This is a genomic window from Hydrogenobacter subterraneus (assembly GCF_055390195.1).
Genome location: NZ_AP042473.1, coordinates 1,545,882 through 1,566,006, shown reverse-complemented (window position 1 = coordinate 1,566,006; position 20,125 = coordinate 1,545,882). Strand labels below are relative to the sequence as shown.

Sequence of the window (20,125 nt, the reverse complement as noted above, 5' to 3'; positions counted from 1 at the left end):
CCCTAAAGATATATTTTAAACATAGCCCAAAAGCTCTTTTAGCTTTTTGAAGGGGTCTTGGCTTTTCATAAGGCTTGTGCCAATGAGGAAGGCATCCACTCCAAGGTTTTCCAGCTTTAGGATCTGCTCCCTATTATCTATGCCACTTTCAGCGATCACAAACCTGGCGCCCATCTCCTTTATCTTTGGTGCAAGCCTTTCCGATAGGCTTACATCCACCCTTAAAGTATCAAGGTCTCTGTTGTTTATGCCTATTATGTAGGCTCCTGCCTTTAAGGCTCTTTCTGCCTCCTCAAGAGAAAAGACCTCCGCTATATGGGAGAGGCCAAGCTCCTTTGAATAATCAAGAAGATCCTTCAAAAGGCTATCCTCAAGGATTCTTACTATAAGCAAAACTATATCTCCGCCGTAGGCCTTTGCCTCAAGCACCTGCACTGGATGCAAAATAAAGTCCTTTCTGAGCAATGGAAGGCTCACTGCCCTTCTTACCTCAAGGAGGTCCTCCAATGAACCGTTAAAAAAGCTTCTATCTGTAAGGACAGAAATGGCAATGGCTCCAGCTTTCTCATAGACCTTTGCTTGGTCCACAGCGGACACATCCTTTATCTTGCCCTCCGATGGCGAGGCTCTTTTTACCTCTGCAATTATCCTTGTCCTACAGGAGGTTAAGGCCTTCTCAAAAGGGTAGTAGTCTTTTCTCTCCTTTATAAGGCCTTCAAGCTCTTTTATATACTCTAAAGATGTGTTTATCTCTTTCCTCTTCTGCTCAAGTATCCTTTCTAAAACTCCTATGGATAGACCCTCCTGTATTCCTTTCCTTCCTTCTTGTATATGGCTTCCACGCCAAAGCCTTCCCTTTTTAACTCTTCATAGATCTCCTTGGCCTTTCCAAAGCCATGCACAGCCAAAACCACTCCACACCTTGGGTCTATCTCATCGGGTATGGGTATAAGTTTAGCCTTTCCTTTAAGGTGCTTTTCTGCCCTTGTGCCTTCCGATATTGCCGTAAAGGTTATAAAGTGGTCTGGTTTTTTGCTGAAGGGGTTTATCTGCATGAGTATATGCCTTACGTGGAGCTTTACTCCAAGGGAGTGGAACTTTATCCAATACCAAAGGCTTGGCTCTATAGCCTGAGACCTCTTCCTTAGAACGGCTATAACCTTACCATCCTCTTTTTTAAGTTTGACAAGCTCGTTGCCCGTTTGCAAACACCAGCTCATAATGTCCCTTTCAAAGCCTGGGTCTGTGGATATAACGGTGAGGGTTTGCCCCTCTTGTAATTTTCTCATCTTCTCCGATGTTATAACCACAGGTAAAGGACACATAAGCCCAGTTAGGTCAAGGTGTTCTTCTTTAACCTCTTCCATCGTCTTCATGGCTTCACCTCACACCGCTATCACCTTAGCTTTGGACTTTTCTTCAAAGCCTTCTATGTATAAATTTATAAGCTTACTGGCTTTTTCAAGGTTTTTTAACAGCTCCTTATCGTAAAGCTCTAAGGGATTATTAAAGTAAAAGCTTACTTTGGCCTTCCCCTTTTCAAGTTCTATGGGTACATGGAAGCTATATGTGGATGGGTCTATCTCCTTAGAACTGTCCTCGTAAATTGGTACAATCCTTATCGCCTTTAGATTGAACTCTTCTTTTATAGACCTAAGATAATGTTCAAGGCTTGAACTTTCTTCAATCTTATCCAAAAGAGAGGCATACATTTTAATGCTTGATAGTTCTTTTTCTAACCTACCATAATCAGAAATCATTTTGTGGTATGCTTTTCGCAGGTTCTTTATATAGAACCTTTCTTTTCTAAGAGCTTCTATTAGATCTGGATGTATGGAAGCTATGTAAATACCTATAAGCAAGGGTAAAATTGTAAGCCCAACCTTACCATAGTGGTAAAGAGAAAAGATAATAGATAACCAAAGAAAGAGAGTACCTTGAAATATCTTCCTGCTTGTATTAAGGGATATAAATGGTAAAAAAGTCAAGAAGGATTCCTTTTGTCCAGATAAAAAGGCCAAAATTGGTATAAAAATTAGATCTCCATAACTTTTGAATATTTTTAACTTTCCAGGGTACAAGAAGTTATACATACTAACCAGCAGGTATATTACGGAAGGTATTATTATTAGGGCTTGCTTGGTGGGTGGTTTGCCAATAGAAATTGTAATAAAGTAGCTAAAGACCAGCACCCTAAGCACCAAGGAGATTAAAGCTATATCCCTCAGCACGGTAATATTTTACTCCACTTCAATTCTTTTTACCTTTTCTTTCTTTTCCCTTTTCTCTATTTTTCCTTCCAGCTTGCTCACTTCATAATCTACAAGCGTTTTGAGGATCTTCCAAAAGGAAAGCTCTATTGTATATAGATTCTTCATCACTTCCCTCCTTATCTCCTTTGGTGGAAGCAAAAGCTCAAAGACCTTAAAAACATCCTTCCTTAGCTCTTCTACTTGCTCCTCAAGGCTTTCTTGTTCCAGCTTTTCCTTTTTCCCCATGCTTTAAAATATATCTCACAGTCTTATCAGCTTCAAGAACTCTTCCACCGCCCTTTCCATACCCCAAAGGATAGCGTTGGATATGATAGAATGTCCCACGTTTAGCTCCTCTACCACATCCTTTAGCTCCTTTACCAAGAGGGGGGTATTTTTATATGTAAGGCCATGGCCTGCATAGACCCTTAAACCGAGAGACCTTGCCTTTAAACCTGCTTCTTTTAACCTTTCAAGCTCTCTTTTTGCCTCCTCTATAAGGTGGGCGTTGAAGAGGTTTGCATACCTGCCTGTGTGTAATTCTATGGCGTCTGCGCCTACTTCCTTGCTCGCATACACTTGACTTTCTTCCGCCTCTATAAATATAGAGACCTCTATGTTGGCCTCTTTAAAATCCTTAAGATACTCTTTTAAATAGTCCTTCATCTTTGCCACATCAAGGCCACCTTCTGTGGTGATCTCTTCCCTCCTTTCTGGCACCAGAGTTATCCTGTTCGGTCTTACCCTTAAGGCTATCTCTTTCATCTCCTTTGTTGGTGCCATTTCAAGGTTTATTGGCACATGGACAGACCTTTTTATTAATTCCAAGTCTTCTTCTTGAATGTGCCTTCTGTCTTCTCTGAGGTGAAGGGTTATCTGATGGGCTCCCGCTTGCTGGGCCAAAAGGGCTGCAAAAAGTGGGCTTGGTTCAAAGGTCCTCCTGGCCTGCCTTACGGTTGCCACATGGTCTATATTTACACCGAGCCTCATCAAGGTTTATATTATAACTATGCTGGAGATAAAGGAAAGGGACCCCTTAAGCAACCTGCTTTTGGAGGTGTTGGAAGACCCATCAAAAAAGGAGATGGTCTATTACCTTATGTGCTACCTACAACTTGTTAGAAGGGAGGATAGCTTTCATGTAGAGTTGAACAGGTTTCTTTCTTGTGCCTATAGGAACTTTCAAAAGGCAAGAAGTTATTGGAAGGACCTTTTGGTTGGCATGAACATATTTGTTATATCCGACTTATATGGCAACGTGTATATGGGCAAGGATATATACAAAGTGGAAGAAGGAGGGATATACCTTATAAGCCTTAGGCATGAATACCTGAATCAAATTGAAGATATAGGCCATAAAGCCCTAAAGCTATGGAATATACTTAGCAGGGCTATGATATACAGAAGGTATATGACTGCACAAGATGCAGTAGTAATATCCACGCTTATGTTTAACGAAGGCCTTTACCAAGAGGTGAAAAATTACTGTGAAGTATGCGTTGAAAGGTACACCTCTGAAGCTCCGTATTTTAGAGTTTTGGACAGGCTTTCCAGCCTTTATATTGAAAAATTAAACACAATTGCTGTTTTAAAAGAATTGGTGCGGGACCTTGAGGATCTGGGGAATGTTTTTTATAGCATAAACATACTAAAGCTTAGGAAAGATGTGGAAAATATGCTAAGAAGGGTTGAAAAAGGTCAAAGTATAGGTCCAATAAAGATTGAGTTTGTAAAGCATATGGACAGAGGGGAAAACTGGTTCGGTAGGATATTTGGTAGTCTTAAAAGATTTGCAAGTAAAATATTCAAAAGGAGGGATAATAACCTTTATTCCTTTGAGGAAGCCTTATGTTCAAAGAGTTTTCGGACCCAATACATCAGCTTATAAAAGCGGACCAATGTGAGACTAAGGTAATAAACAGCTTCCCAATACAAAGGCTAAGGTTTATAAAACAGCTGGGTATAACCTACCTTGTCTTTCCGTCCGCACAGCACAGTAGGTTTGAACACTCCCTTGGCACCATGGAACTGGCGGGGAGGCTTTTTAAAAGCCTTGACCTTAAGGATGAAAGACTTTATAGCCTTTTTAGGCTTGCAGGTCTTTTGCACGACGTAGGGCATACGCCCTTTTCTCACACTACAGAGGTCCTTCTTGGAGACAAAAGCCACGAAAACATAGGCGAAAGGGTTATCTTTGAGGAAGGTGTGGCGGACATTCTAAAGGATTGTGGATACACAGATGAAGAGATCAACATAATTGTGCGTATAGCCTTTAAGAAGGATAAGAGCTTTCCAAAGATAATAACGGGAGAGTTTGGTGCAGACAGGATGGATTATCTTAGGAGGGATGCCTACTTTTGTGGCACTTCCTATGGCTTTTTTGATTACAGCAGGCTCCTTGAGAACATACTTTTAATAGATGGTAAGAAGTGTGTTCATATTAGCGCCCTAAGGTCCTTGGAAAGCTTTATACTTGGCAGGTACTTTATGTACTCTCAGGTCTATTTCCATAAGGTTGTGCGCATACTAAACATACATCTAAAGGAGGTCATTGAAGACTTTTTTAAAGAGGGCCTTCTGGACCCAAGGGATTTTCACAGAAAAACGGACAATCATGTTATATCCCTTATGTTGGACAGGCATGAAGAAGAAAGGGTGAGGAGGATTCTGGGTAGAGAGCATTACAGGGAGGTGTTCTTTACCTCTTCAAAGGAGGTTTTTGAATATGTAAAAGACAGACTTTTGGAGAAGTATGAAGAGGACCTTTTGCGCTTTGACCACATAAGCAAAAAAGTTTTGGATGAGGACATACCCTTATGGGATGGGAGCAAGCTTAAAAGCCTTAGGGAAGTTTCACACCTCGTCTCTTCCCTAAGGGATATAGAATTTTACAGAATATACGCCCATCCTAAGCACAAGGATGATGTAAAAAGCTATGTTCGCAAAGTATATGGATAATTCCAGATTTATCACCCTTTTTCTGGTGCATCTTACTGCCCTTATAGGCATACTTTCCTTGTGGAATGTGGCTGAAAGCCTTTACTTTTTTATCTTTCTTCTTGTCTATCTTCTTGGCGTTTATATGGATTTTAAAGGTATTTATCCTATAAGAAGGCTATTCTTAACCCTCTTTGGCTTTATACTTAGCCTTTACTTTTTGTCCTTTTTGAGCCTTGAGGACCTATTAAAACCCTTTGCCCATGTGGTCCTTTTGCTTCTTTCCATAAAAAGCCTTGAGGAGAAAAAGCCAAGGGACCTATACCAAATACTTCTTCTTGGCCTTTTTGCCCTTTCCATATCAACGGCCTATAACCTAAGCCTTAGCTTCCTTTTGGTCTTTTTGCTCTATAGCTTTCTTGGCCTTACTTCCCTTGTTTTTTTAAACCTCTACAGAAAGGTTGGAGAAAAAAGGCTTGGATGGCTTAGCTACAGGAGCTTTTTCTTTGTAAGCCTTATTTTCTTTTTGTTTGTGCTTTTCCTTACTCCAGCCTTTTTCTTCTTTTTACCACGAAGCCAAGCTCCTCTTTTTGACCTTTTTTCCAGAGGTAGTGGTCTAAAAACGGGCTTGGCCGATAGCGTAAGCCTTGGAAAGGTAGGACAAATACAGGAGGACAACACGGTTGCTTTTAGAGTTTATGGGCTTCCACCAAGCTTAAAAGAGCCATACTGGAGGGCTGTAGTTTTTGATAGATATGAAAATCACACATGGCTTAAGGAAAAGGAGGTGCCACTGCCTCAACCTAGCGGTGTGGGAGAATATGTTTATACCTTAGTAATTGAGCCATCCTTTGACAATATCATACCAGCTCTTGATTATCCTTATAACATCCTTAAAGTGGAAGGCATAAGCGCCAATGCTTATATAACACCGGGAAACACTCTGTGCCTTGAGAGGGAGATAAACAGAACCATAAGGGTAAAGCTTAGTTCCTCAAGGGAGATGTATATAAAGGAAAGCCCAGAAAGGTACTTGGATGTGCCAAAGGATATAAGCCCAAACATAAAAAGGCTTGCAAGGGAGCTTGAAAAGGGTGTAAAGGATGATATGGAAAAGGTAAAAAGGGTTATAAATTACTTTTCCAAAGGCTATAGCTATACCTTAAAGCTTGAAAAGTATGAAGGAGACCCTCTTGACTACTTCCTTTTTGTGTCAAAAAAGGGCAACTGTGAATACTATGCAAGCGCAACCGCATTGCTTTTGAGAGTTATGGGGGTGCCAGCAAGGGTGGTGGGTGGCTATAAAGGAGCCTTATGGAACCAATACGGTGGCTATCATATAATTACCAACTCTATGGCCCATGTGTGGGTAGAGGCCTACGTTAACGGAGAATGGATAAGGGTGGATACCACACCACCCTACATACCCCCAGCCGTCAAAAGAATATCCACCCTTGCCCTCATAAGGGACTACATAGTTAGCTTTTGGTATTCCAATGTGGTGGGATATTCTTCCGAAAAGCAGATAAGGCTTTTTAAAAACATTGGGGAAGGTTTAAAGTCTGAATTAAAGCTGGAAAGCCTAAGGAAGAGGTTTTTGCAAGCCTTTTATCTTTTGGTATTCACAGCCGGTCTTTATTTGACTGTCCTTTTTGTCCTAAAACAGAGAAGAACGCCGGAGAACCTATACGGTAGGACAAAAGCCCTGCTTGTAAAAGAAGGCATAATAAAGGAGGATGCCCTCCCTGAAGAGATACTCTCCTCTTGCAAAGACAAAGAATACTACAAGTTGGTCAAGTTTATCCTTTCCATATACCAAAGGTACAAATACTCCCCCTACAAGGTCTATCCAGATGAGATAAGGGAAGGCTACAGGGCCTTAAGCAAGTTAAAAGATCTTATCCGTAGTTCTCGTCGCTCCTGATTTTTATAACTGTATGCACGTTTCCCCTTGGATTGAAATCTCCTATTACTTCCAAAAATCTGGGCTTTAAAAGCTCGTAGAGGGCTGAATATATCTCGTTTGTGGCCTGCTCGTGAGAGATATACCTGTTTCTAAACTTGTTTAGCCAAAGCTTTAGGGACCTTAGCTCCACTATCTTTTTGTCCGGTATGTATCTTATCTTTATGGTGGCATAGTCTGGATAGCCAGAGCGGGGACAAAGGCAGGAAAACTCTGGAAAGGTAATCTCAATCATATAGTTCCTTTCTGGTGTAGGATTGTCCCAAGCTTCCAGCTCCGCCTGCTCTATAGCAATCTCTCCATACTTCTTTTCCATAGGATTTATTTTAAGCCACCATTACACTCAAGCAAGGTATAAACTCCGTCAAACTCCTTGCCCTTTAGAAGAAGTTTGCAACTCGATAAATCTTTTAGATGGCTTTCCTTTGTTATGATTAGGCCTTTCGCCCGAAGGGGGTCTTCAAGCCTTTCTATGCATCTTTCTGAGTAATAAACCAAGGCTGAGTCTTCTGCCTTGTAAAAATAAACTGGCCCTTGATAGGCTTTGACTATGGGGTATGCCTTGGGTGTAAACCTGTTGGACTGGTAGAAGTATAAAAGGGGCAACAAAGAGATAAGCATAAGTAGGGAGAGGGAAACAGCGAGTCTCAAATAGCTTTTGCTTGCCACATGGGCCAGAAGGATGGCAAGGGGTGGGTAGGCAAAGAGTATGTAGTGGTGTAGCTTGTTGCTGGCAAGGCTAAAAAAGATAAGCACAAAGGAAAACCAAAGAAGTAGAGGGGTCCACTCCCTTTTAAAGCCTTTCAAAAGTCTTGGGTATAGGGGTAGGTACCAAAGGGTGCCTACGGCGAGGACAATAAGGTAATAATAAAAAGGTGCAGGATGGGTGGACCTCTGCCCTGTGTATCTCATAAAGTTCTCATATATGAAAAACCTATAGAAGTATTCGTAGCCATGATGGGCTATCATGAGGGCATACCAAGAGAAGCCAAAAACAAAGAAAAGGAATAAGCCTTTTGGGTTGAGAAATCTAAAATCCCTTTTCCAAAGGAGATAAACACCTACGCATAGGACCACACCTACAGGACCTTTTGTAAGAAAGGCAATGGACAAGGCAAGCCAGCCCAAAAGGAACCTTTCCTTTAAAAAGGCGTAAAGCCCAGCAAAGGTGAAAAAGGTATTTAGCATCTCTGGAACTACGGCCCTTGACTCTATCCAAAGATGGGGAAAGGTAAGAAGTATCAAAGAGGCTTTTATAGCTATGTCCTTTGAGTAAAGGTCTCTTGCCAAAAGGTATGTTAGGACTGTTAGGCCTATGGCCGAAAGGCCTGAAACAAGCCTTGCAGAAAATTCATTTAAACCGAAGAGAAAAGAACTTATAGAAACAAGCCAGTATAGCATTGGAGGCTTTTCAAACCTTGGCTGGCAGTTATACATGGGAAGGATAAAGTCTTTACTCTTTAACATATGCTGGACTGCGCTCATATTCCTCCCTTCATCAAGGGAAGTAAAGGACAATATCCAGTTGCCAAGGAGGAAGTAGAGGAAGGATAAGATTAAAAAACCAAATAGGCCACGAGAAAGCATAGCACTCCTATAAACCATCCTACAGGGTGTTTCAAAAATAGCCCGTGCTTTCACACAGACCACCGCCCCCGCCCCCTGAAGCGGGAACTTGCGCCCTTCTCGGGTCTCCCCACAAGCCCCGAAAGAGAATATCTTTCAGGACAGAGAGGTCCCTTAGGACCTTCTCAGGGGAGAGTGCAGTCAGCACCACTACCTTGAGAACTTGCCAGAGATTTAGGGTATTAAAACTTGTTCCTTCCAGAGGCTCAGATACCCTCCATGGCTCACTCTCAAGGCTTAAAGACTTTATTAATGCTTCTATTTCTTTCATATGCTTGACCTTCAAATAGGCATTTTTTACTTTCTCTTTTACATATTCTTTTAGCTCCTTTAATTCCTCTACGCTTAGCCTTTTTATAAGCTCCATATAATTCTTTGGCACCTTTTCTTTTAGACCTAAGCCTCTTCTTGCTATCACATAGGCACCTGCTATATCCTTGCTTACCATATATTGTGGTGCATACTTTAACATGCCTATGATGGATGTGTAGGCTGGATTTACTTCTATCACCTCTATGCTGTTCCTTTTTGCCAATAGCTTTATCCTTTCTAAAAGCTTCCTATAAGCAAAGTTATGCCTTATCTTTCTTGATAGCCTTCCAGAATAATCTCCCCTTTTCCCTTTGTTTTTTATCCTTAGCTTCTCTATCACTACAGCCTTTCCTTTCTCTTTGGCTAAGCTTATAACCTTATGTGCGTATATCCATGTGTAGTAGTCTCTCTTGTTGCTATTACCACTTGATAGCTCTGGCATAGGCACCTCACCATAGCTTGTAAGGTTTCCACACTCATCCGTTTCTACCCAAGCTATGTGGTTTGGATAGGCGTTTAGGTCTATGCCTATTACTCCATAATCCTTTGTAATCTCTATCTGTGGATATTCCTCTTCTGCGGTAAAGTAAGCATACACATTGCCGTCTCTTAGCTTTAGTTCTACAGAATAAGCCTTTCCAGAAAAGGCTATCTCTTTGATCTTCTCTATCCTATCCCCTGCACTTATTAAGGCATAAACATATTGCCTCTCTCCTGTGGTTATCCTCAAGTATGTCCCATTTTCCTTTACCTCTATCCTTGTGTTTTGATTGCCTTTACAATTTGCTTCTCCTATGGAGTATAGATTGCCTTTTCTCCTCTCTTGGAATTGGACTTTTAACCTTTGATAATCTTTCCCATTTATGTGTCTTTTCTGTAGTTTTCTAAAAATATCTCTTCCACCAAATATAACCTTTTTTAAGCTTTCTCCTTTTTCTTTTCTTACTTTCATAAAGGCTTGTGCTTTAACAATGGCTGAGTGTGAGTATCTGGCGTTAAGTCCAAACATACTTTGAATTAACTTTCTTAAAGTGTTTATATCCATGCCTTCCAGAAGTCTTTTGTAAGCATATCTCATGGCTGAAGACCATCTTCTCATGAGGTTTAGGACCTTTTCCTTGTCTTGATAGTTTGAGAATAAAAGCTTAGCGCTTATGGTTATCATCTTTTGGTATTTTAACATAACCGGTAGGTTAAGTGGATTTTTGGAACAGCCTCTATAGACCCTGCCATAGCCTATGAGAAGGGGGTATAAAAGAAGAAAGGCCTTAGCCAAGGTGGGGAGACTTCTATAAGACATAGGGCAATGCTCATGGCCATGGCAGAGTCTCCAGAAGGGAAGGATTTTAGATGTAGGTCCTCTAAGGCATAAACCTTTGGAAGGACAGCAGGAGGCCTTTTTGCCCTTATGGTATACTTTAGTGCTTTTACGATAATAGTTTGTAAAACCATTACAAAAAGATACTTTGGAAAGGCTTTTTCCAAAAAGATGAAAAACAATGCACCAACAAAGGCGACAAACCAGCCTTTTCCAAAAAGATGAAAGTATCTGTAAAAGAGGTCCAAAAAGGTACGTCTGTTATAGTTCATAAGATAGAAAAGCCTATGGTTAAAAGGAGTATTTCCTATGTCCACTTATAGACTATCTTACCCCTGCTTACCTCCTCTGGCACAAGCACCACCTTTTGGTCGCTCATAAAAGAGACAAAGCCTTCTATTAGCCCTGCAAAGAAGTAAATTACAGGAGAGTTCATAAGGTCGTTGCCCACTATGGCATCGGTAAATATGTCCTCTTCCGCTATCACCTTATCCCCTTCCATCCTTATTGATTTGGCAAAGCCAAGGTCCTCAAGTATGATGCAGGACCTTCTTAGGGCTTCTTCCTTTTGCAAAACTTCTGGAAAATGCCCTATTAGACTCTCTAAAAGTCTTGGCCCTGCTTGCTTTCCAGCATCGCGCATTACAGCCTTTGCTCCCTTGTCTCCTATAAGGTTCTTTACACCCTCCGCCATATTTACAATGGCAAGCAGTAGTATGTCTGCGTCAATCATGTTATTTACCCCCAGTTTATTATACTTGATGGCCTTTGGTAAAACTGATTAGTTTTTCTTATAAAAGCTATAAGCTTTTTTTAACCTACCACTTCATAGACCCTTCCCCTGAACTTGGCACCAAGGGATCTGGCAAGCTCCTCTGTTTTTTTCATATCCACCCCATCATAATCCACAGCTGTGGCCACAACCTCAAAACCTTCCTTAAGGGCCTCTTTTATAAAGTCTATAACCATTTCAAAGGCATTGACCTGTGCTGGCCTGCATACCCTATCATAAGTTTCCTTATCTGGCGCATTAAGGCTTACAGACCAAACATCCACTAATCCCTTTAGCTCTTTTAGCTTCTCCCTTGGTAAGAAGGTAAACATAAGGCCGTTAGTATCCACCCTTACCCTTCCACCCCTTTCCTTTACCCACTTGGCTATCTCTTTTAGGGCAGAAAACCTTAAAGTAGGCTCTCCATATCCACAAAAGACTATCTCCTCATATTTCTTTGGGTCTCCTATCTCCCTTATTACCTCTTCCACGCTTGGGTCCCTTGAGACCCAAACCCAGTAGCCCTTTACCATAAAGTTCCTTTCCCTTTCCCTTTGACAGAAGGCGCAGTGAAGGTTGCACTTATTGGTAAGGTTTATATAAAGCTTGTTGTTTATTACGTAGGTTATTGTCTCCTTTTTTCCGTTTATGAGGTTAAACAGAAGCTTGGCGTTTTCTGAAGTCATCCTCTCCACATCTTCAAAGGAGCTGTTGGGTATTAGCTGGGCCAAAACCTCTGCCGTATACCTTATGTATGGTGGTTTGTTGGGCTTTCCTCTCACAGGCTGGGGTGCCAAAAAGGGGGCGTCCGTCTCTATCAAAAGCCTATAGGTAGGCGTCTTTTTTACCACTTCCCTGAGGGCTTGGGCATTGGGGTATGTGATTATGCCAGAGTAGGATATATAAAAGCCAAGGTCCACGCACGCCTTCATAAACTCATAGGACCCTGTAAAGCAATGCATCACACCACCCACTTCATAGGCCTTTTCTTCCCTCAAGATCCTGATAGTTTCCTCTTCTGCATCCCTTGAGTGGACCACAATGGGAAGGCCAAGCTCCCTTGCTATGGCTATCTGTCTTCTAAAGACCTCTTCCTGCCTTTTCCTGTCTGAATACTCCTTATAAAAATCAAGGCCCATCTCGCCAAGGGCCTTAACCTTTGGATGCTTAGTTGCCAGCTCCTTTAGCCATTCAAAATCCTCTTCCCTTACCTTGTCCGCCTCGTGGGGATGGAAGCCTATGGCGCAAAAGACATGGTCCTTTTCTTCCGATAGCCTTATGGCATTCTTTATGGTCTTCCTATCATAGCCTACGGTAATAAGGCACTCTAAGCCCTCATCTTTTAGCGTCTCTTCCAAATCTTCCTTCTTCAAAAGGTCAAGGTGGCAATGGGTGTCTATCATGGAAATAGAAAGATATAAAAAAGCCGTGCTTTTTCAAGGCCTATTGTTTTTAGAAATATTTGAAGCAAGCGCCAGTTAAGAAGTTCTTTGTTTGCGTTTTAATCTCTCACCCTGCGCACGCAAAAATTATTTGAGACAAAAATACACGTTGTGTGAGAAATTGATTTTTGTAAGGGCACGGTACACCTGTCCTTCATTAAAATTCTTACTCACTCCCACATTTTAGATTTTTTTCTTTAGGGTGCGCTAATGCGTGCCACTACATTGTTTACCTCATCTATTTTTAAGTAAACAATTGATGGTGGCATGCCCCATTCTAGATAAATCTCTCACCCTGCGCATGTAAAACACGTCCCCTTTGAAGTTATTTGTTTACCACCCTTACCCTCAAAAAGTGCGTAGCGCAGGATATGCATGGGTCAAAGTTCCTTATCATGGGCTCTGCTATATCTTGAAGGTCCTCTTCCCTCATGTCCTCAAGGCCCTTTATGTGTTCCCACAGAGAAAGCTCCATAGCTGGAAGGTTTTGGGCTGTGGGCGGCACTATGTCAGCTTTTAAAATCCTTCCCTCCTCATCAAAGGCATAGCTGTGCCATAGCACACCCCTTGGTGCCTCAGAAACTCCAAAGCCCTCAGACCTCTTTGGCCTAAACTCCACAAGGCTTTTCTCTGGCCTTTTGTAGCCTTTGACAATATCAAGGGACCTCTCAAGGGAATGGATGATCTCCAGCATCCTAACAAGAAGGCTCTTGTAGGGGTTTTTCAATGGTGGCACAAGGCCAAGCTTTAAGGCCATCTCTTTTGCCAGCGAAGATAGCTTTTCAAAGGCGTTGTTAAAGCGTGCAAGGGGTCCAACCAAATAGACCCTGCCATCCCTTAGCTTAGCATGCTTGGCATTAGAATATGGCACCTCAAACTCTTCAAAAATCTCCTTAAAGGAAGATGGCCTTATCCTTTGACCCTCAAGGTATATATCACCCTTGAGTATGGGGTATTCCTCCTCCCAGAGGGAGACAAAGACTATATCTTTTAACTCAAAGTCCGGAAATTTAATGCCTTTTAGCCTTTCCATCACCCAAAGGCTCTTCTCTAAGGCAAGGCCTATAGGCTCAATAAGGTGGGATAGGTCCTCTGGAAGGTGGCTAAAGCCTCCTGCCACCACAGAAACAGGATGGGAAGTCCTACCACCAAGGCTTTGTATTATAAGGCTTCCAGCCCTCTTTATCTCCATACCAGCCATCACAATCTCTTTGTCCACCTTGGACATCTCAACCAAGGAAGGCACACCATAAAAGTCCGGAAGGTGTAAAAAGAAAACATGAAGGGCATGGCTCTGTATCCATTCACCAAAGTACATAAGCCTTCTTATTTTCTCTATTTCCTTTGGAACTTCAACGCCGAAGGCGTCCTCTATGGCTTGAACACCGCTCATCTGATAGGCCACTGGGCATATGCCACATATGCGCGCAGTAATATCCGGAATAAGATGGTAGGGTTTTCCCTTTAGTATGCCCTCTATGAACCTGGGTGGCTCGTATATGGAAAGCCTCAAGGCCTTTGGCTTCCCATCCTCAAGGTATACCTCAAGGGCACCCTCACCCTCTACCCTGGTAAGGGCAGAAAGCCTTAGCCTCATAGCCAGCTCCTTATGTTTTTATTAAAGCCGTTAAAAGACAACCTCAAAAGCTCCCTCAGATCCTCTTCTCCTACTCCAAGCCTCTCATAGGCTTCCTTTAGGGCCAAAAGGTTAGGGTTTTCTATGGGTCCATAACAGCCATAGCACCCCCTTCTAAAGCTAGGACATAAGGCACCACAGCCAGCCATGGTTATTGGCCCAAGGCATGGCCTTTGATAGGCCACCATCACGCAAGGATTTCCTTTCTTTTTGCACTCAAGGCACAAAGGATAAGAAGGTAGGTTTGCAGACCTGTTTTCAAGGAAGGCCATAAGGACCTCCCTGAGGTGTTCCTTGTTTATGGGACAGCCCCTTATCTCTAAATCCACCTTTACAAAGTCCGACAGAGGTCTTGACTGAGGGTTTACATCATACTTTTGAGAATAAACGGAAGAATAAAGGCTTAAAAAGTCTTCAAAGTTCCTCGCCGACTGGATGCCACCAGAGACGGCACAGGCCCCAATGGCTATCAAAAACCTAGAGCTTTCCCTTATCTTCCTTATCCTCTCTTCCTCCTCCGGTGTGGATACGGACCCCTCCACAAAGGCGAGGTCAAAAAAGTCCCATCGGTTTGCCGACTGCGCCTCAAGGAAATACTCTATGCTTACAATTTCGGAAAGCTTTAAAAATTCCTCCTCCAGTTCAAAGAAGGCAAGCTGACAGCCATCGCAGGAGGAGAACTTAAAGACGCCTACCCTCATACCTCCTTCCTTTCAAAGTATTCCTTTATCAAATCATACCTAAATATGGGCCCATCCTTGCAGACGAAGTAAGGCCCTATCATACAATGCCCGCATGTACCCACAGAACACTTCATATGCCTCTCAAGGGAAGCGTAAATTCTATTCTCCTCAATTCCCTTCTCTTTTAAAAGGCTTACGCAGGCCTTTACCATAGGGTCTGGACCGCATATAAAGACTAAAGAATCCCTTTCAATATCCAATTCCCTCAAAAGGTCTGTTATAATCCCTGTTTTTCCCTTCCATTGTGGATGGGAGGTGCCTATTATGGCCCTAAAGTCTGCCTTTGAGGACCACTCTTCATAAAGATACTTATACAGAAGGCTGTCGTAGTCCTTTGAACCATAAAGGTGTATTAGCCTTTTTATGGGCCTTTTCATGGCCTCTTCAAAGACCCACCGGGTTGCCGCAAGGCCAAGGCTACCAGAGAGGATAAGGAGTGTTTTCCCATAGGCCTCCTCCAAGCTCCACCTGTTCCCATAGGGCCCTCTCCAATAGAGAAGGTCTCCCTCCCTCAGGCTGTCTATATACCTTGTCACATCACCCACAGCCCTTACCGTATGGACCAGATAGCCTTCTCCCTTGCTTGCTATGGTTATGGGTGCCTCGCCCCTTCCAAAGGCATAGAGCATGTTATACTGCCCAAATTGTGCCTCCTCCTCTGTGGCAATATGAAAGCTATAAACACCCTCACATTCTTTTATCACTCTTATTATCCTTGAGGCCTTTAGCCTGTAAGGGTTTTCAACCATGGGCAAGCCTTTTTACCTCCTGTCTTATGTCTATGCCCGCAGGACACCATGTGATACACCTTCCACAGCCTACACAGCCAAAGCTATCAAACTGGTCCACCCAATAGGCAAACTTATGCATAAGCCACTGCCTATATCTGGAGTGGATGCTCTGCCTGAGGTTAAATCGGTGGACTGTGGCAAAGGAGGGAGAAAAGCATGAGTCCCAAAGCCTTATCCTCTCGCTACAATCCGATTCTAAGCTGTTTCTCTCCACTATATCAAAGCAAAAGCAAGTAGGACAAACTTGCGTACAGGAGGTGCAAGCAAGACATCTTTTCTCAATATGTTCCCAATGGGAGCTATCCATCTTACCATAAAGCCTTTGCGCCAGCCCTTCCCTATCAAAAAACTCCTCTATAGAATCCTTCAGGTCCTTTAACTTTCTTTCCTTCTCTTCAAAGTGTCTCTCTTCTGTCCTCTCCTTCTTCTCCAAAAGGCTAACCATCTTCTCACCCCTTTCTGAACCCACCTCCAAAAGGAAAGAATCTTCCAGCTCTGTGATAAGGAGGTCAAAGCCATCTTTTACCTCTGGGCCAGCGCCCATTGTGTTGCAAAAGCAGGTGGAAGCCCTATAGGTGCAGTTTACCGCCACTATGAAGGCCCTTTCTCTTAGGCTCTTGTAGTAAGGGTCTGGGTATTGGTTTTTCTCAAGAAAGACCCTGTCAAGGGTTTTTATGGCAGAAAGGTCGCAGGCCCTCACATCAAAAAAGCAGTACTTTTCTTCTACCCTCTCCATCTCGAAGCTTAAAGCCCCATCGGACCTTCTTACCTTCATAAGCCTTAGTTCCGGTGGATGCAAAAAGGCTTTTGGAGAGTTGGCAGGATGGGTGTAGGTAAAGTAGCCATTTGAAGCCTTCTCAACAGCATAAAGGGCAGGTCCTTCTACATTTTTGTAGCCCAAGGCAAGGCTTTCAAGGCCATCCCTCAAAGTTGGAGCAATAACCTTATAGCTTTCGCTAAGAAGATAAAAAAGCTCCCTTAGCCCCTCAAGACCTATTATGTAGCCTTTGCCTTTTCCTTTGCCTTCCACCTCAAGTATTCCTCTATAAATGGGTCTATGTCCCCATCCATCACGGCTGACACATTGCCTATCTCCAGGCCAGTCCTTAGGTCCTTTACAAGCTGGTAGGGCTGAAAAACATAGGACCTTATCTGGTAGCCCCAGCCTATGTCTGTCTTTTCTCCCTCAAGGGCCTTCTTCTTCTCTTCAAGCTTTTGAAGCTCAAGCTGGTATAGCTTAGCCTTTAGAAGTTCCAAGGCCTTTAGCCTGTTCTGTAGCTGGGACCTCTCCTGCTGGCATGTTACCACTATGCCCGTTGGCTTGTGCCTTATCCTTACCGCCGTGTCTGTTTTATTTACATACTGGCCTCCCGCACCGCTGGCCCTAAAGGTCTCCATCTCAATGTCCTCTTCCCTTATCTCTATGTTTATGCTCTCATCTATTTGTGGCATGACAGAAACGGAGGCAAAAGAGGTGTGCCTTCTTGCGTTGGCGTCAAAGGGTGAAATTCTTACAAGCCTGTGGACTCCATGCTCTCCCTTTAGATAGCCGTAAGCATACGGTCCCTTTATAAGAAGGGTGGCGCTCCTTATGCCTGCCACATCGTCGGGGTTAATATCCACCACCTCCACCTCATAGCCATGCCTTTCCGCCCACCTTTTGTACATCCTTAAAAGCATACTTGCCCAATCGCAGGCCTCCACACCGCCCGCACCTGCCTGTATGGTAAGGTAGGCGTTCTTTGAATCCATCTCCTCCGAAAGGAAAGCCTTTATCTCCAGGTCCCTAATGGGCTTTTCAAGCCTGTTTAACTCTTCCATTAGTATCTGTATTGTTTCAAGGTCCTCTTCAGGGGTTATCTCCATAAGGTCCTCTATGTCTTTAAGGCCCTTTTCTATCTCCTCCAATTCCTTTATATTCTCCTCCAGCCATCTCCTCCTTTGGGTTAGGCTTTTTGCCTTTTCTTGGTCATTCCAAAAATCTGCGGAAGCCATACTCTTGTCTATATTTTCTATCTCCTCCTTAAGCGCTTGCACATTAAAGGTAGTTTTCACATCTTCAAACTTTTCTTTAAGATGTTCTAACTTTTCCCTAACTTCCGTCAGCATAGAATTTAATATTAAGCTATGGTAAGAGAGATGCAACCGTCAGACTTGGAAGAGGTTCTAAGGATAAGCGAAGAGTGCTTTAACTCAGATGCATGGAGTAGGCAGGCCTTTGAAAAGGAGTTCAACCTTGATTATTCCTATAGGTTTGTTTTAGAGGAGGATGGTGAGGTAATAGGCTATGCGGTAGTGTGGCAGATATACGATGAGGCTACCATCATGTCCATAGCCATAAAAAAAGACAGATGGGGAAAGGGCTACGGCAAAAGGCTTATGAAGTTTCTCATAGAATACTTTAAAGGTAAAGTAAGCAGGTTTGTGCTTGATGTGAGAAGGTCCAACATAAGGGCCATAAGGCTATATCAGTCTATTGGCTTTAAAATAATATCCGAAAGGCGTGGTTATTATTCCGATGGTGAGGATGCCTTTCAGATGACTCTTGAATTGGAGGAGAATGGTGGAGATAAAGGGAAGGCCTTTGAAGCTGTTAATACCGGAGGATAAGATCCTCCAAAGGGTAAAGGAGTTGGCAAAGGAGATAGAGGACTATTTTGCAGGCCCCTTTTTTGTGGTAAGCCTTCTAAAGGGCGCCTTCATCTTTACGGCAGACCTGGTGAGAAGCTTTAGCATTCCTGTGCAGGTGGATTTTATATGGGTCTCCAGCTATGGCTCCTCTCAAGAAAGTCAAGGGCATGTAAAGGTTATAAAGGACCTGGACAGAGACATAGAGGGTCTAAAGGTTCTCTTGGTGGATGATATTTTGGACACAGGCTATACCCTTGAGGAGGTCTACAGGCTTCTCAAGCTAAAGGGTGCCAAGGAGGTAAAGACCTGCGTCCTTTTGGACAAAAAGGAAAGAAGAAAGGTGCCTTTTGAGGCGGACTTTGTGGGCTTTGAGGTACCAAACCTCTTCCTTGTGGGCTATGGCCTTGATTGGGATGAAGAGGGCAGGAATCTAAGGGGCATATACGCAGTGCTTTAGCCTACGTCCTCTATGCTTATGCCTACGGTACCAGCCCTAAGCATCTCCTCTATGGCCCTTTCCGAGTCTCCAGGGTTTACATCCACACCCTTTATACCATCAAGGAGGAGAAAGGCCTCATAGCCAAGGTTTATAGCGCCAAGCACAGTGTTTTTTACGCAATAATCGGTGGCCACACCACCCACAAAGACTCTCCTTATGCCCCTTTCCTTTAGAAGGCTGTCAAGAATGGTTCCTTGAAAGCCCGAGTAGGCGTCAAAGTCTTTACTTGTGCCTTTTGAGATGATAAAGCGGTTGTCCTGTGGTATAAAAAGGTCCTTGTGGAACATGGCCCCTTCCGTGTTTTGAACGCAGTGAGGTGGCCACACACCCCCTTGCTCTTTGAAGGATATGTGGTCCGGCGGATGCCAATCCCTTGTAAAGAATACGGGAAGCCCTAAGGAGTTAAAAAGCTTTGTGTATTGGTTAAGCCTTGGGATTATCTTGTCTCCCTCTGGCACAGGAAGGGCTCCCCCCGGCATAAAATCCTTTTGCATATCCACCACTATAAGCGCATCCTTTGGGCTAAGCTTTACTTTCATAGCAAAACCTCCACAGGTATTTCATCTTTTAATTTAATCTCCTCAAGGCTAACAGAACATCGGTAGGCCCTTGCCTCTAAGCCAAGCTTTACATACTTCAAAAGAGCTTCAGAAAACTTCGGGTCCACACGCCAGTTGGGAGAGAAGGCTTTGCAGTCTTCCCTTTGAACCACAAAGACTACGAGTGGTTCATATCCTTCCCTTGAAAGCTCAATAAGCTTTTCAATATGCCTCCTTCCCCTCTCCGTGGGCGCATCTGGAAAAAGGGCAATGCCATCCTCTACCAAGTTTACAGACTTTACCTCCACAGGCCTATGGCCTAAAAGAAGGTCAAACCTTTTGTCGCCAAAGGTAGGTTCAAAGGAGACTGGAACCTTTATATACTCTGCATAAAGCTTTGGAGCAATGTGAGAATCAATGCAAACAAGGTAATCTTTAAACTCTGCGAGGACTATTTCAAAGGGATGTTTGCCTTCTTTCCTTTTTGCCACATAAATTTTATTGCCTTCACATAGAAGTTCTTTTAACCTTCCCGTGTTCCTTATGTAGGCTGTGTAGTCTTTGCCTTCAAGCTCTATAAGGCCTACAAACCTGTTTAACCTCTTTTTGAACTTGGCTTCTTTTAGCTCTGGGAATCTCATTTTTTAGAAAGGCCCCACCGGGC

Annotated in this window: 23 protein-coding genes; 5 read left to right on the top strand and 18 right to left on the bottom strand. The window is 43.2% G+C overall.

Features of this window, described 5'->3' with window-relative positions:
* Window positions 1-15: 15 nt before the first annotated feature.
* From trpC to pdxJ, 5 genes are read right to left on the bottom strand one after another with little or no spacing between them, the layout of a single operon-like run.
* Entirely contained in the window at window positions 16-729 is a 714-nt protein-coding gene (gene trpC, locus ACZ5GB_RS08640) for an indole-3-glycerol phosphate synthase TrpC (RefSeq protein WP_464327831.1), read from the bottom strand.
* 59 nt (window positions 730-788) lie between these two features.
* On the bottom strand, window positions 789-1,376 hold the full coding sequence (locus ACZ5GB_RS08635) for a sulfurtransferase TusA family protein (protein ID WP_464326817.1): 588 nt from the start codon (window positions 1,374-1,376) through the stop codon (window positions 789-791).
* 9 nt (window positions 1,377-1,385) lie between these two features.
* A complete protein-coding gene (locus ACZ5GB_RS08630; protein ID WP_464326816.1) occupies window positions 1,386-2,231 on the bottom strand; it encodes a hypothetical protein in 846 nt (281 codons plus the stop codon).
* Window positions 2,232-2,240: 9 nt separating this feature from the next.
* The gene (locus ACZ5GB_RS08625; protein WP_464326815.1) at window positions 2,241-2,498 is read right to left on the bottom strand and encodes a hypothetical protein; all 258 of its coding nucleotides are present in this window, start codon (window positions 2,496-2,498) and stop codon (window positions 2,241-2,243) included.
* A 15-nt stretch (window positions 2,499-2,513) separates the two neighbouring features.
* Window positions 2,514-3,242 (bottom strand): pyridoxine 5'-phosphate synthase, encoded by a 729-nt coding sequence (gene pdxJ, locus ACZ5GB_RS08620; RefSeq protein WP_464326814.1) that lies wholly within the window; start codon window positions 3,240-3,242, stop codon window positions 2,514-2,516.
* Window positions 3,243-3,261: 19 nt separating this feature from the next.
* Between pdxJ and ACZ5GB_RS08615 the strand changes: the two genes are divergently transcribed.
* The 3 genes from ACZ5GB_RS08615 to ACZ5GB_RS08605 are packed head-to-tail and all read left to right on the top strand — an operon-like array spanning window position 3,262 to window position 7,113.
* Window positions 3,262-4,140, top strand: coding sequence for a hypothetical protein (locus ACZ5GB_RS08615; RefSeq protein WP_464326813.1), 879 nt, complete (start codon window positions 3,262-3,264; stop codon window positions 4,138-4,140).
* The gene (locus ACZ5GB_RS08610) at window positions 4,101-5,210 is read left to right on the top strand and encodes an HD domain-containing protein (RefSeq protein ID WP_464326812.1); all 1,110 of its coding nucleotides are present in this window, start codon (window positions 4,101-4,103) and stop codon (window positions 5,208-5,210) included. The genes ACZ5GB_RS08615 and ACZ5GB_RS08610 overlap by 40 nt, the downstream gene beginning before the upstream one ends.
* Window positions 5,188-7,113, top strand: a complete 1,926-nt coding sequence (locus ACZ5GB_RS08605; protein WP_464326811.1) for a transglutaminase TgpA family protein — start codon at window positions 5,188-5,190, stop codon at window positions 7,111-7,113. Before ACZ5GB_RS08610 ends, ACZ5GB_RS08605 begins: the two co-directional genes overlap by 23 nt.
* Here ACZ5GB_RS08605 and queF read toward each other — a convergent pair.
* From queF to prfB, 11 genes are all read right to left on the bottom strand, one after another.
* Window positions 7,088-7,468 carry a preQ(1) synthase gene (queF, locus tag ACZ5GB_RS08600; RefSeq protein WP_464326810.1) on the bottom strand — a complete coding sequence of 127 codons (381 nt, stop codon included), beginning with the start codon at window positions 7,466-7,468 and terminating at the stop codon, window positions 7,088-7,090. The two genes, ACZ5GB_RS08605 and queF, sit on opposite strands and share 26 nt — an antisense overlap.
* Before the next feature lie 5 nt (window positions 7,469-7,473).
* Window positions 7,474-8,793 (bottom strand): ArnT family glycosyltransferase, encoded by a 1,320-nt coding sequence (locus ACZ5GB_RS08595; RefSeq protein WP_464326809.1) that lies wholly within the window; start codon window positions 8,791-8,793, stop codon window positions 7,474-7,476.
* Window positions 8,771-10,255 (bottom strand): IS200/IS605 family accessory protein TnpB-related protein, encoded by a 1,485-nt coding sequence (locus ACZ5GB_RS08590; protein ID WP_464326808.1) that lies wholly within the window; start codon window positions 10,253-10,255, stop codon window positions 8,771-8,773. Before ACZ5GB_RS08590 ends, ACZ5GB_RS08595 begins: the two co-directional genes overlap by 23 nt.
* A 71-nt stretch (window positions 10,256-10,326) precedes the next feature.
* Window positions 10,327-10,725 (bottom strand): phosphatase PAP2 family protein, encoded by a 399-nt coding sequence (locus tag ACZ5GB_RS08585; protein WP_464326807.1) that lies wholly within the window; start codon window positions 10,723-10,725, stop codon window positions 10,327-10,329.
* A complete protein-coding gene (locus ACZ5GB_RS08580; RefSeq protein ID WP_464326806.1) occupies window positions 10,716-11,141 on the bottom strand; it encodes a hypothetical protein in 426 nt (141 codons plus the stop codon). Before ACZ5GB_RS08580 ends, ACZ5GB_RS08585 begins: the two co-directional genes overlap by 10 nt.
* 80 nt (window positions 11,142-11,221) lie before the next feature.
* Entirely contained in the window at window positions 11,222-12,583 is a 1,362-nt protein-coding gene (locus ACZ5GB_RS08575) for a YchF/TatD family DNA exonuclease (protein WP_464326805.1), read from the bottom strand.
* A gap of 364 nt (window positions 12,584-12,947) precedes the next feature.
* Window positions 12,948-14,219, bottom strand: a complete 1,272-nt coding sequence (locus tag ACZ5GB_RS08570) for a Ni/Fe hydrogenase subunit alpha (protein WP_464326804.1) — start codon at window positions 14,217-14,219, stop codon at window positions 12,948-12,950.
* The gene (locus ACZ5GB_RS08565; RefSeq protein ID WP_464326803.1) at window positions 14,216-14,959 is read right to left on the bottom strand and encodes an NADH-quinone oxidoreductase subunit B family protein; all 744 of its coding nucleotides are present in this window, start codon (window positions 14,957-14,959) and stop codon (window positions 14,216-14,218) included. The genes ACZ5GB_RS08570 and ACZ5GB_RS08565 overlap by 4 nt, the downstream gene beginning before the upstream one ends.
* A complete protein-coding gene (locus ACZ5GB_RS08560) occupies window positions 14,956-15,750 on the bottom strand; it encodes an FAD/NAD(P)-binding protein (RefSeq protein ID WP_464327830.1) in 795 nt (264 codons plus the stop codon). The genes ACZ5GB_RS08565 and ACZ5GB_RS08560 overlap by 4 nt, the downstream gene beginning before the upstream one ends.
* On the bottom strand, window positions 15,743-16,822 hold the full coding sequence (locus tag ACZ5GB_RS08555; protein WP_464326802.1) for a 4Fe-4S dicluster domain-containing protein: 1,080 nt from the start codon (window positions 16,820-16,822) through the stop codon (window positions 15,743-15,745). The genes ACZ5GB_RS08560 and ACZ5GB_RS08555 overlap by 8 nt, the downstream gene beginning before the upstream one ends.
* Window positions 16,789-17,901 carry a peptide chain release factor 2 gene (gene prfB, locus ACZ5GB_RS08550; protein WP_464326801.1) on the bottom strand — a complete coding sequence of 371 codons (1,113 nt, stop codon included), beginning with the start codon at window positions 17,899-17,901 and terminating at the stop codon, window positions 16,789-16,791. Before prfB ends, ACZ5GB_RS08555 begins: the two co-directional genes overlap by 34 nt.
* 18 nt (window positions 17,902-17,919) lie before the next feature.
* On the opposite strand from prfB, the gene rimI reads away from it, so the two are divergent.
* Window positions 17,920-18,402, top strand: coding sequence for a ribosomal protein S18-alanine N-acetyltransferase (rimI, locus tag ACZ5GB_RS08545; RefSeq protein ID WP_464326800.1), 483 nt, complete (start codon window positions 17,920-17,922; stop codon window positions 18,400-18,402).
* Window positions 18,353-18,880 (top strand): hypoxanthine phosphoribosyltransferase, encoded by a 528-nt coding sequence (gene hpt, locus ACZ5GB_RS08540; RefSeq protein ID WP_464326799.1) that lies wholly within the window; start codon window positions 18,353-18,355, stop codon window positions 18,878-18,880. Before rimI ends, hpt begins: the two co-directional genes overlap by 50 nt.
* Here hpt and ACZ5GB_RS08535 read toward each other — a convergent pair.
* Together ACZ5GB_RS08535 and sfsA are read right to left on the bottom strand one after the other, a co-directional pair.
* The gene (locus tag ACZ5GB_RS08535) at window positions 18,877-19,461 is read right to left on the bottom strand and encodes a nicotinamidase (protein ID WP_464326798.1); all 585 of its coding nucleotides are present in this window, start codon (window positions 19,459-19,461) and stop codon (window positions 18,877-18,879) included. The two genes, hpt and ACZ5GB_RS08535, sit on opposite strands and share 4 nt — an antisense overlap.
* Window positions 19,458-20,102 (bottom strand): DNA/RNA nuclease SfsA, encoded by a 645-nt coding sequence (gene sfsA, locus ACZ5GB_RS08530; RefSeq protein ID WP_464326797.1) that lies wholly within the window; start codon window positions 20,100-20,102, stop codon window positions 19,458-19,460. The genes ACZ5GB_RS08535 and sfsA overlap by 4 nt, the downstream gene beginning before the upstream one ends.
* Between the last annotated feature and the right edge of the window lie 23 nt (window positions 20,103-20,125).

Excerpts from the sequence above, each read along its gene's own strand:
- ACZ5GB_RS08575 (WP_464326805.1), bottom strand. The coding sequence starts at position 12,583 with ATGATAGACACCCATTGCCACCTTGACCTTTTGAAGAAGGAAGATTTG.
- ACZ5GB_RS08565 (WP_464326803.1), bottom strand. The coding sequence starts at position 14,959 with ATGAGGGTAGGCGTCTTTAAGTTCTCCTCCTGCGATGGCTGTCAGCTT.
- sfsA (WP_464326797.1), bottom strand. The coding sequence starts at position 20,102 with ATGAGATTCCCAGAGCTAAAAGAAGCCAAGTTCAAAAAGAGGTTAAAC.
- hpt (WP_464326799.1), top strand. The coding sequence starts at position 18,353 with ATGGTGGAGATAAAGGGAAGGCCTTTGAAGCTGTTAATACCGGAGGAT.
- rimI (WP_464326800.1), top strand. The coding sequence starts at position 17,920 with ATGGTAAGAGAGATGCAACCGTCAGACTTGGAAGAGGTTCTAAGGATA.
- ACZ5GB_RS08560 (WP_464327830.1), bottom strand. The coding sequence starts at position 15,750 with ATGGTTGAAAACCCTTACAGGCTAAAGGCCTCAAGGATAATAAGAGTG.
- ACZ5GB_RS08610 (WP_464326812.1), top strand. The coding sequence starts at position 4,101 with ATGTTCAAAGAGTTTTCGGACCCAATACATCAGCTTATAAAAGCGGAC.
- ACZ5GB_RS08570 (WP_464326804.1), bottom strand. The coding sequence starts at position 14,219 with ATGAGGCTAAGGCTTTCTGCCCTTACCAGGGTAGAGGGTGAGGGTGCC.
- ACZ5GB_RS08580 (WP_464326806.1), bottom strand. The coding sequence starts at position 11,141 with ATGATTGACGCAGACATACTACTGCTTGCCATTGTAAATATGGCGGAG.
- ACZ5GB_RS08615 (WP_464326813.1), top strand. The coding sequence starts at position 3,262 with ATGCTGGAGATAAAGGAAAGGGACCCCTTAAGCAACCTGCTTTTGGAG.
- pdxJ (WP_464326814.1), bottom strand. The coding sequence starts at position 3,242 with ATGAGGCTCGGTGTAAATATAGACCATGTGGCAACCGTAAGGCAGGCC.
- ACZ5GB_RS08590 (WP_464326808.1), bottom strand. The coding sequence starts at position 10,255 with ATGATAACCATAAGCGCTAAGCTTTTATTCTCAAACTATCAAGACAAG.
- ACZ5GB_RS08625 (WP_464326815.1), bottom strand. The coding sequence starts at position 2,498 with ATGGGGAAAAAGGAAAAGCTGGAACAAGAAAGCCTTGAGGAGCAAGTA.
- queF (WP_464326810.1), bottom strand. The coding sequence starts at position 7,468 with ATGGAAAAGAAGTATGGAGAGATTGCTATAGAGCAGGCGGAGCTGGAA.
- ACZ5GB_RS08605 (WP_464326811.1), top strand. The coding sequence starts at position 5,188 with ATGTTCGCAAAGTATATGGATAATTCCAGATTTATCACCCTTTTTCTG.
- ACZ5GB_RS08635 (WP_464326817.1), bottom strand. The coding sequence starts at position 1,376 with ATGAAGACGATGGAAGAGGTTAAAGAAGAACACCTTGACCTAACTGGG.
- ACZ5GB_RS08535 (WP_464326798.1), bottom strand. The coding sequence starts at position 19,461 with ATGAAAGTAAAGCTTAGCCCAAAGGATGCGCTTATAGTGGTGGATATG.
- prfB (WP_464326801.1), bottom strand. The coding sequence starts at position 17,901 with ATGCTGACGGAAGTTAGGGAAAAGTTAGAACATCTTAAAGAAAAGTTT.